Genomic DNA, 9,262 nt, shown 5'->3' with positions numbered 1-9,262 from the left:
CACGCCGCGCGCCGTACCTCGCCTGTGGCGGTTCATCCCCGCGCACGCGGGGAACACGCTGATCGAGTCCAAGGCCACCGACTGGTAAGCCGGTTCATCCCCGCGCACGCGGGGAACACACTTGAAATTTTCCCATGTTTTTAAATAAGTTGCACACTGCCCGCTAACCTACCGCCGACCCACCGTTTGGCGACACCGGCTCTGGCGGTAGGAACGACACGAGCTGGACGCCGTCCAGTTCGACGGGCACGCGCCGGTTGGCCCCTATCGTCACGAATTCAAAGCCTGCCTCGTTGTTCGTGCGCCAGACCATCACGGCGTTGCCCTCGCCGACGCCGGCTTCGACGTGGCGCCAGATCTCCTCGCGTACCCTGCGCGAGTAATTGCCGACGTAGACGCCAGCACGCACTTCCAACAGCCAGACGGCCAATCTACCCCGTAGCCGGGGCGGGACGTTCTCAACCACGATGACCAACATCGCCCAAAGGCTCCTTGTCGGCAATGGCCGGCAGCACTTGGTCAGGCGCCGGCTCAGGAGGCGCGATGCCGCCGGCGGCAAGCACATCCTCGATGGTCGGGATGATCTTTTCGAGAAGCCGCGTCCGGCGGAATACGTCGCGGCAGCGCAGGCGCACCTCCCGCTCGGCGTTCGCCTTCGCCGAGGCGGCCACTTCGAAAGCGACCGGCACGACGGTATCGAATTTGAAAAGGTCCGCGATATCGTAGACGAAGGATAACGGCTTTCCAGTGTGGATGAAACCGATCGCAGGTGCATAGCCTGCGGCAAGCACCGCCGCTTCGGTGACGCCGTAGAGCGCTGCGGTGGCAGCCGACAGGCAGCGATTGGGTCGGTCGGAGGCCTCCCAGGATTCAGGATCGTAGTCACGATGCACCCAGCGCACTTTGTAGCGTTCGGCCAGCCGCTTGTACATTTCGCGCACGCGCGCCCCCTCGATGCCGCGAAGTTGCTCGACGGAGCGTCGCTGCGGCGGCTCTTGACCGAAGCGAATGGCGAACATGCGGCGCACGACTTTGAGGCGCAGCTCATCGTCCAGGGCGAGCTTTGCCTGATACAGCAGCCGGTCGGAACGGGCACCGCCCGGTTGCCCGGCGGAATAGAGGCGAACACCGGCCTCACCCACCCAAACGAGCAAGGTACCCACCCTCGCCGCGAGCGCGCAGGCGGCATGCGAGACGCGCGTGCCGGGCTCCAGCATCAGGCAGGCCACGCCGCCCACGGGGATATGGGTGCGCACCCCGTTGACATCCACGACGACGAAAGCGCCGTCGAGCACGTCGAGCTGCCCTTTCTCGACGTAGAGCACCGAGAGGCGCTCCTTGATCGGTATCGGGCGCGGTGGCGGCAGCGGTTCGTTCATGACGATGACCTCACGGCGCCACCGATAGCAGCCCCAGGCCAAACGCCTTGCCGCGCCCAAGCCCCTGTTCGATGATCTGCAGAAGACGCCCGGGATCGGTCACTTCCATGCGTCCGTCGTAGTAGGCGACGTCGAACGTGAGCCAAGCCGCGGCGTCGGTGCCCGGTTTGCGAAAACGCCAACGCGAGCGACGTACCTGGACGTCGAACAGGGTCGGCACCTCCGTTTCGCCGCTCGCGCCGGGGTCCGACCAAAACGCCTCGCCGGCTCGCACCGCGGCACGCTCGAGGCGACACAGCGTGAAACCTCCGCGTGTTCGGCCTTGGCCATCGAGCCATGCCAGCGCCTCGAGGTCATCGTGGATCCCCACGCGCTGCCCGCGACGCGCGGGCGTCCCGTCGACTTTCCGCGCCCGGGTCGGGTTGGCATACAGCCGAAAACGCAGTTCGCGCCCCGTTTGCAGCAGGCGCGCGGGGTCGTAGGGCTTGCTTTGGGCATGCCCATAGCGTGGTGGCAAGCGCTCCCAGTTCCCGGCTCGATCGCTCTGGATCAGGACGGTGGGCCGATCGAACGGCCCGCCCGGCTCCAGGCGCCAGAGAAAGCGCGCTGGCGGAGCATCCGGGTGCTCGGCAAAGACGCGCGCGAGCGTCTGGTGCATCGCATAGGGGTTTGCCACGTCACGGCGCGCGGCATGGTCGCGCGGATCGAGCACCAGCCGGCTCAGGATAAGGGGCATGTCCAGACCTCCGAGCGCACGAAACGCGCGCCAAAACGCCGCTCGGCAAAAGGCGCGATGGGTTGGTCGAGGCGTAGCGCGCCTTCGCCGTCATCGGGGTTTTCGAGGACGACGCGCAAAGGCCGTGCGCCCTCCTCGCCGCCCACGAGCAAAGGATGGCGGCGCAGAGTCTCTTCGAGCGAGGTGTCACACACGCCGTCGGGCAGGGCCACGGGCAATCCGGGCGGGCAACTCCTGCGGCCGAGAAAGATCGGCCAGACCGGACGATGGAGCGCCGCCTGGAGCGAGCGGAGAAAATCCACCTCGTCGCCTTCCAGCCCGACGAGGAAGACGGCGTCGGACAGGTAATAGCGCGGGCTGATGATGGTCGAATCGGCATCCGCCTTGCCATCGCGCTTGAGCACGCCCTGTACGGTCTGAAAATCGCGCACCCGCACGCCTTCCCGATCCACCCGCACGCCCATGCGTAGCCGCGCGAGGTCATCCACCGGCAGATGCCGGTCGCGGCCCAGCGCAGCGCAGAGCAGCCCCAGCACGCCGGATTTGCTCGGTTCGAGCTGGGAATCACGCTCGTCGTATCGGCTCGTCGTACCCCAGGATTGCAGGGGGCCGGCGAGGCGCAAAAGCAGCGTCGGCATGGCTTTCAGCCTCGCGCCGCGTAGCGTTCCGCCGCCTGCCGTGCCGCCCATTCGGCCAGGTCGGCGAGCTTGACCACGGCGGTTCCGCCCGCATCCCAGGCACCGGTGAGATCGAGCACGGCCCACGGTCCTTCTTCGCCATAGGCTTGGGCCAGGGTTTTTTCCTGATGCGCGAGCCGCTCGACCGAGAGCGCGGAGAGCGCCCGGTCGCGCTGCGGGAAAACGGGTTGCTCGAAGGCGTTAGCGAGGTTGATCGGCATCTTTTGGCGCAGCACCACGCCGACGAAAGCGGGCGGATTGTGCGCGGCAAAGCTGTTTTGCTTGCCGGAAGGCAGCGTGCACGCAAACGCCTCGATGAAAGCGCGCACGCTCGCCAGTGCGAGTTCCTCGTCGCCTTGCAGGTTGGCGAGGAGTTTCAGCGGGTCGAGCGCGGCGTAGCGGTAATGAGTGGCGGAGTTGAATTCGACGTTGTCGATCATCGCCGCACCGCTTTCCTCGGGCGTGGCAAGATCGTCCACCGCGGTGAAGTAGTCGAACTGGCGCTCGACCGCGTGGGTGGAGATCGAATGCGCCACCTGGCAGGCGGCGTCCTGGTTGGCGCCCGGCAGATCAGCGAGCATGCGGCCGAAAAGGGCGATGTCGGCAGCCCGCCCGCCGTCGAGAATCCGGCTCGCCTCGGCGATCACCTCCTTGGGCAGCGTCGATTTGGCGTCTTTCTTGGATTTTTTGCCATCCGCCTCGATGTTGAGCGCATCCCAATGGCGGTCGATAAGGTCGGCGAAACGCGCCAGTTCATCTTCGGCGAGGAACAGCAGGTATTGCGCCTCGCCCTTGTCGTCGAGCTTCATGTGGATGGCGGCGAGCGCCTGACGAATGGCATTGTCGGGCGCCTCACGTCCCCGGGTGAGCAGCATTTCGGACAAGCGCGCCATCACTTTCTTGGTACGCAAGCCCAGATGCTGCGGCGCGATCAAACGGCTTTCCCGGAAAAACCGGCGTACCGGCCGCTTCTGCGCCTGCGAACTCAGGCGCGCGCGCCGAAATCCGCCGAAGATGGCGTCCTTGGGCGCGCCTGTGTCGTCGCGGTTGAGGTTGCTGGGGGCGATGTTCTGGATGATGTGGGTTTCGATGAAAGGGGGCATGGCATTCTCCTGAAAGTCGTCGGGATCAAGGTAGAGGCGTTGCGGCGGGTTCGGACGTGTCGGCTGCGGTGGAGGCGTCGGTCGCGCGGGTTTCGCTGCGGTAAAAGTCCTTGGCCCAGCGGGCACGGATACGGTTTTGCCGCTCGGTGGTGTAAGGCTTCATGAGTTCGCGTAAGTCGGTGAGCAAAGCCGCATGGTCGAACGCCTCCTCCTTCAGCAGCATGACGATCTGGCGCAAATGTTCGGACAGGCCGTCGGCATCGGCTTCGAGGAGCGCGATGAAGCGCTTTTCGAGGCTGGGGCGCTGGTCGTTCTTCCTCCACAGCGACCCGAAGGCCTTGGCGAGCGAACGACCTTCCTGGTGCTGGCCGTGCAGCGCGTAGAGCATGGCGCAGAGGTAAAACGCACGCCGCTCGCTCTCGGGCGCCTCGTCGGGCAGGAAGGGCTCGACGAAGGGAAAGGCAGGCACATACTCGCCCGGGGCAAATCCCGCCGAGCGACGCAAGATGGCGCGCGCGCCCCGGTCTTCGCAGATGTTCGCGAGGTGTTCGACGAACGCCTGCACCCGGGGCTGCGTCGACCCTCGTGGGGGGTTGTCTGGCGAGACGCTTTGCTCATGCGGCATCGCGGTTCTCCTGGTGGTTGCGGAGGATGGTATGGAATGCGGGCTCCGTCTGCGCCATCGCCTTCCAGGCGCGCGGCGTGTCGGAGAGCAGGATGCCTAGTTCGTGCCAGAAGGCGTGCGCGGCCTCGGTCATGGCGTTCTGCCAGAGACGATGCGCCGCTCCCCAGTCGTTGGCGGCGTAGGCCGCCATCAAGGCCGGCAGGCGCTGTTCGAGATGGGTGAAATAGACGTCAGGCAAGGGGCTTTGCGCGACGCGCGCGCGGGCTTTTTTGCGGGTTTCCTTGTGTTCAGGGTTGGGCTGGGCGAGCGCCACGACGCGCACAGCCAAAACATCATGCAGCTTGTCGTACAGGGCTTCGGCGCGCGCTACATCTTCCTGCAACTGTGCCGCAGCCGCCTCGACCGCGAGCAAGGCGTGCGGCAGGCGCACGAGCTCCATGCGGACGTGTTCGAACTTTGCGTGTTTATTTGAATTGTTGGTAAATCCGGCCGCGAGCACATGCAGCATCTCGCTATCGTCGGTGATTTCGGCTGCGTAGCGCAGCACGGCGGGTGCCTGTTCTTTTGCGGTCGCCGTGAGGCTGGGCAAATCGCGCCACAGCGCGCGGCCGCCGTCGAAGCGGATGCGCAAAATCGTTTTGCCGTCCTTGCTCATGCGCTGCGCCACCATCGGATCGGGCGCATGGGGATCGTCTTGCAAGGCAAGCCCCGGAGCGAACCACAGTTCGCTCACCCGCCCATCATCGTCCACGTCGAGCAAGACACCCCGCGACTGACGGGTGTAGCGATCGTTCGGGCCGGTGGCCAAGGTGGCGGGCGCGGCGAGGTCTTTGATCGCGGGCGGCACCTTTTCCCAGGCGGGCAGATCGTTCTGGTTGGATTTTGCCGAGCCCAAGTTGAGCAACAGTGTCTCGCCCAGGTTCGCACCCAGCGCCAAAAAAGCGGCGCTGTTGGCAAGCGGCCCGGCGTTGTCGGAAGTCTTGAGGATTTTGATGAGGCCGCCGGGCGTGAAACTGAATAACCCCAGCATGTCGCGCAAGGCGTCTGGCCATGGCAAGGTCGCCGTCTTGCGGTGATCGAAGAGAAAACCGTCGTTACCCAACAAAGCAAGGTGCAAGACGGATTTTTTCTTGTCTTTCGTGTCCGGATGGTGCGCGAGCGCCGCCACCTGCATGAAAGGGTGTTCGGGATGCACGAGCCAGAAACGCTCGCGCCAGTGTTCGAGATAATCGAGTACGGCGTCGGTCGGCAATCCTTCACGTCGCCAGCGTCGGCGCTCCTGCCGGGCCCATGATCCGAAACGCGCACTTGAGGCGCGGTGCAGGATGGCGAGCAGCAGGCGGTAGAGCGCCACGCGGTTGGCGGGGCTGGGTTCGTCGAGGTCTCGGATGATATGAGCATGGCGGAACAACTCGGCCAAGCCCACCGTGCGGCTTTGTCCATCCTGCCCACGTACGGGAATCCAGGCTTCGTCGATTAGGTTGTAGCGCGCCAAATGGTTCACGTCTCCTCCTTCTCATAGACCAACCCCAGACAGGGATCGAGCCGCACTTGCAGGTTTCCTACCATTGTCTTGCTTTCGTCATCGAGAATCAATGGGTAGAGGTCGCGCAGATACGGGGATTCGGCGAACGCCGGCGGCCTTGCTTGCGCTTTGAGGACTTCGATGAGCGCCTTGCGTGAGACACGCAGCTGACGTGCATAGACGGCCCGCGCGCGGTCGCGCTCGAGCGGACGCTGCGGATCGAAAGGCGGCGCATCCGGGCGCTCGCGCCAGCCGGCTTCGCTGACCCACAGCGGCACCACGGCAAGGCTTTCTTCGCCCAGACGCGTGACGACTTCGAGCCCCCCTTCGCCGGCTTCGCGCGCTTGCGGGATGTCGATGAACGCGAAAAGATCGGGCGCGTCGGTGTCGAGCGCGACGTTGTGCATCCGCTGGCGCATTTCCTGCATCTCGGCGAGGTATTGGCCATAGGCCGCATCCTGATCCTGCACCGTCGCCACCTCCGCGCCCTCATCCGCTGGTGCAGCGTCATAGACCGCCTGCACCAAGGAGTCGATGTCGTCAGGCAGCCGAACGATTGGGCGCTCGCGCAATTGCCGCCAACTGCGCAGCAAAATGTAGGGCTGATAGACGTACTTCCAGCGCGTCGCGGTGAGATCGGGCGGTGACTCGCCGGCCAGACCGGCCACGTAGAGCACCGGCTCCCGATGCGCTTCGGGGCGCTGGCGCGGGTGCCGATGCAGGCGCCCGGCGCGTTGCAGCACGAGGTCGACGGGCGCCAAGTCGGTGATCATGGCGTCGAAATCGACGTCGAGGCTCTGTTCCGCGACCTGTGTAGCGATGAGGATCGCGCGTTCGGGCCGCTCGCATTCTTTGCCGAAATGCGCAAGCACCTTTTGCTCGATCGCCTGCCGTTCGTCGGCGGGAAAGCGCGCGTGGTAGAGCAGCACCTCGGCCGCATCTCCGACCGTATCTTCGAGCATCGAGTAAAGGGTTTGTGCGCGGTCGACGGTGTTGACGATGACGGCGATGCAGCCGCCCTCGGCCGTCAGATTCCGCGCCGTCTCGGCGATGGATTCGAGCAACTCGGAAAGCGCACAGAGCGCAATCGGCGCCTGCTCGCGGGCGATGATCGTTCGGGATGCAATCCGCCCGCCTTGGGCCAGCAGGACGCGCGGATAGGCGCTTTCCTCGTTTTCGGCGACGCCCCAGGCGGCGAGGAGTTCTTGGCGTTTGGCGCGCGGCAGCGTGGCCGAGAGCAGGATCACGGCGCAGCCCATGCGCTTCAGCCAGCGCAAGAGATGCGCGATCAGGCCGCCGGTGTAGACATCGTACGCGTGCACTTCGTCGAGGATGACGACGCGCCGGGCGAGCCCCCACAGCCGCACGAAATGGTGCTTGACGTGCAGCACGGCGTAGAGCGCCTGATCGACGGTGCCGACCCCGAACGGGGAAAGGAGCGCGCGTTTGGGCTTGGCGAACCAGCTCGCCGCGGCAACGTGCTCGCCTGGTTCGCCGTAGACGCCACGCAGCGCCTGATACGACTCGACCAATTCAGCCCCGGCATGCGCGAGCTGGATGTCGAGCTGGACGTCGTGCTGGTCGGCGAAAGCCTGCAAAAAGCGCACCGCGCGCTCGAACATGGCGTTGCCGGTCGCCTGCGTCGGCAGCCCGACGTAAAACCCACGCAGGCCGAAGCGCCGCTGCAGGCGCAAGAACGCGAGGAAAGCCGCCTCGGTCTTGCCCTCACCCATCGGTGCCTCGATGAGCACGAGCGGCGGCTCGGCGATCCCGCGCAGCAGTTCCTCGACGGCGCTCTGCAAGGGGCGCGGCGCAAGCGCTTTTCCCGTCATGCGGGAAAGAAGGGCGGCCGTGCCTGCGTGTTCATCCCGGAGCAAGCTCACGGTTTCGCGCCAGCCCAGTTCCTGCAAGGCACGAGCGGCACGTTCTTGCGCATCCTGCCAGTAGGCCGGACCGAGTGGGGGGCGTCCCGCATAAGGAAAGAAGGCGTCGTTGGAGCCGATCCAGTCGGCCACGCTCACGAGTCCGGCCAGCCACAGCGCCGCGTCGAGCCGGGTTTCCAAAAATTCCCCGTCCGGCACGGCGGATGCATCGAGCCCCTGCGCTGCGAGATAGTCGCGCAGCAAGGCACATCGCGCCGCGCGCCATTCGGGGGATTCACGGTTCGGCGCGGCATGTTTGCGCTCACCCAATCGGACGAGATAGCCGTGATGCCCACCCAGAATGCAGGCGAGCGCCTCGGCAAGGTGCGCCTCCCGCGGCAGCAAGGCGGCGGTGGCCAGATCGTGCCGGTCCTGTTTCAGCACCTGCGGCGGCCGAAAGGAAAACCCTGCCGATTCCAACCGCGCCCGCCCTTGCGGCCACTTGGCCTGAAAGCCGGGGATCGCCTTGCCGTAATCGTGCAAGCCAACGAGCGCGGCAAGCACCTCGGCCCCGAATTCCTGCAATGCAGAAGGGGGAACGAATCGTTCGAGCAGCACCCGCGCCACGGCAGCCACGTCGAGCAGGTGGGAAAGCAGGGAGTGGCCATGCACCGCCCCCGACTCCTCCGGTGCGCTCTTGCCCCAAAAGAACAGGCACTCCGGCTCCTGCAATGGGCTAGTAGTGCCGTTGGCCACTGAAATAACTCCCCCTCCCTCCCCCATCTTCAACCCCCAAGCTCCTCCACCGCCCCATCACGGCTCTGGTGCTAGGGAGAGGGAAAACGGCGGCGACGTCGCACGCCTCTGGCCACATCGGCCTTGCCCCAAGGTACCATGCCCCCGCCCCTCCCATGTCCATGGCAATATCGTCATGGGAAACGACGAGCATGTCAAGATATTTTGACTATCATTGCATGGGAATAAGGGGAAAGCATCGTTCGACGTAAAAGAGCCGGCCCTCAGGCCGGCTCTTTCATCCAACGGCACCGCCTTGCCCGCAGCGCGGAATTCAGTCTTCGTCCGTGCCGCCGACGAGCTGGGCTTCCAGCAGCCCAACGCGCCGTTCGAGCTCGGCGAGTTCTTGCCGCAGCTTGACGACCAGCTCGCGCTGCGCTTCGAATTCTTCGCGGGTGACGAGATCCATGCGCTCGAACATGGAGGCGAGCAGCGCCTTGGCATTCTTCTCGAAATCCTTGAGCGGACTCGTCTCGGCGAGGTGCTTGAGTTTCTGCGCGAGTTCGTCGAACATGGGGGGAGGATTCATGATGTCATCCTTGGAAGTGGCAGGGGATCGC

9 protein-coding genes are annotated in these 9,262 nt (G+C 65.2%); all 9 read right to left on the bottom strand.

Features of this window, described 5'->3' with window-relative positions; translation table 11 throughout:
- Window positions 1-163: 163 nt before the first annotated feature.
- Complete coding sequence (gene cas2e / locus ASC37_RS03910) at window positions 164-478, bottom strand: type I-E CRISPR-associated endoribonuclease Cas2e (protein WP_055423122.1); 315 nt, start codon at window positions 476-478, stop codon at window positions 164-166.
- Window positions 459-1,379, bottom strand: a complete 921-nt coding sequence (gene cas1e, locus ASC37_RS03905; RefSeq protein WP_055423202.1) for a type I-E CRISPR-associated endonuclease Cas1e — start codon at window positions 1,377-1,379, stop codon at window positions 459-461. The genes cas2e and cas1e overlap by 20 nt, the downstream gene beginning before the upstream one ends.
- 10 nt (window positions 1,380-1,389) lie before the next feature.
- Window positions 1,390-2,115, bottom strand: coding sequence for a type I-E CRISPR-associated protein Cas6/Cse3/CasE (gene cas6e, locus ASC37_RS03900; protein ID WP_055423121.1), 726 nt, complete (start codon window positions 2,113-2,115; stop codon window positions 1,390-1,392).
- Entirely contained in the window at window positions 2,100-2,753 is a 654-nt protein-coding gene (gene cas5e / locus ASC37_RS03895; RefSeq protein WP_055423201.1) for a type I-E CRISPR-associated protein Cas5/CasD, read from the bottom strand. Before cas5e ends, cas6e begins: the two co-directional genes overlap by 16 nt.
- A 5-nt stretch (window positions 2,754-2,758) precedes the next feature.
- Window positions 2,759-3,895: a type I-E CRISPR-associated protein Cas7/Cse4/CasC gene (cas7e, locus tag ASC37_RS03890; protein WP_055423120.1), complete on the bottom strand. Its 1,137-nt coding sequence runs from the start codon at window positions 3,893-3,895 to the stop codon at window positions 2,759-2,761.
- Window positions 3,896-3,920: 25 nt separating this feature from the next.
- Window positions 3,921-4,520 (bottom strand): type I-E CRISPR-associated protein Cse2/CasB, encoded by a 600-nt coding sequence (casB, locus tag ASC37_RS03885; protein WP_082438363.1) that lies wholly within the window; start codon window positions 4,518-4,520, stop codon window positions 3,921-3,923.
- Window positions 4,510-6,024 carry a type I-E CRISPR-associated protein Cse1/CasA gene (casA, locus tag ASC37_RS03880; protein ID WP_055423118.1) on the bottom strand — a complete coding sequence of 505 codons (1,515 nt, stop codon included), beginning with the start codon at window positions 6,022-6,024 and terminating at the stop codon, window positions 4,510-4,512. The genes casB and casA overlap by 11 nt, the downstream gene beginning before the upstream one ends.
- Window positions 6,021-8,663: a CRISPR-associated helicase Cas3' gene (gene cas3 / locus ASC37_RS03875; protein ID WP_198288993.1), complete on the bottom strand. Its 2,643-nt coding sequence runs from the start codon at window positions 8,661-8,663 to the stop codon at window positions 6,021-6,023. The genes casA and cas3 overlap by 4 nt, the downstream gene beginning before the upstream one ends.
- A 313-nt stretch (window positions 8,664-8,976) precedes the next feature.
- On the bottom strand, window positions 8,977-9,231 hold the full coding sequence (locus tag ASC37_RS03865) for an accessory factor UbiK family protein (RefSeq protein ID WP_055423115.1): 255 nt from the start codon (window positions 9,229-9,231) through the stop codon (window positions 8,977-8,979).
- Window positions 9,232-9,262: the final 31 nt, after the last annotated feature.

Source organism: Tepidiphilus thermophilus (assembly GCF_001418245.1).
Lineage (GTDB): Bacteria > Pseudomonadota > Gammaproteobacteria > Burkholderiales > Rhodocyclaceae > Tepidiphilus > Tepidiphilus succinatimandens.
This window is presented reverse-complemented; position numbering and strand designations above follow the sequence as displayed.

Bases quoted from the DNA above. Each gene is read 5' to 3' on its own strand.
- cas2e (WP_055423122.1), bottom strand. From the start codon at position 478: ATGTTGGTCATCGTGGTTGAGAACGTCCCGCCCCGGCTACGGGGTAGA.
- casB (WP_082438363.1), bottom strand. From the start codon at position 4,520: ATGCCGCATGAGCAAAGCGTCTCGCCAGACAACCCCCCACGAGGGTCG.
- ASC37_RS03865 (WP_055423115.1), bottom strand. From the start codon at position 9,231: ATGAATCCTCCCCCCATGTTCGACGAACTCGCGCAGAAACTCAAGCAC.
- cas5e (WP_055423201.1), bottom strand. From the start codon at position 2,753: ATGCCGACGCTGCTTTTGCGCCTCGCCGGCCCCCTGCAATCCTGGGGT.
- cas7e (WP_055423120.1), bottom strand. From the start codon at position 3,895: ATGCCCCCTTTCATCGAAACCCACATCATCCAGAACATCGCCCCCAGC.
- cas1e (WP_055423202.1), bottom strand. From the start codon at position 1,379: ATGAACGAACCGCTGCCGCCACCGCGCCCGATACCGATCAAGGAGCGC.
- cas6e (WP_055423121.1), bottom strand. From the start codon at position 2,115: ATGCCCCTTATCCTGAGCCGGCTGGTGCTCGATCCGCGCGACCATGCC.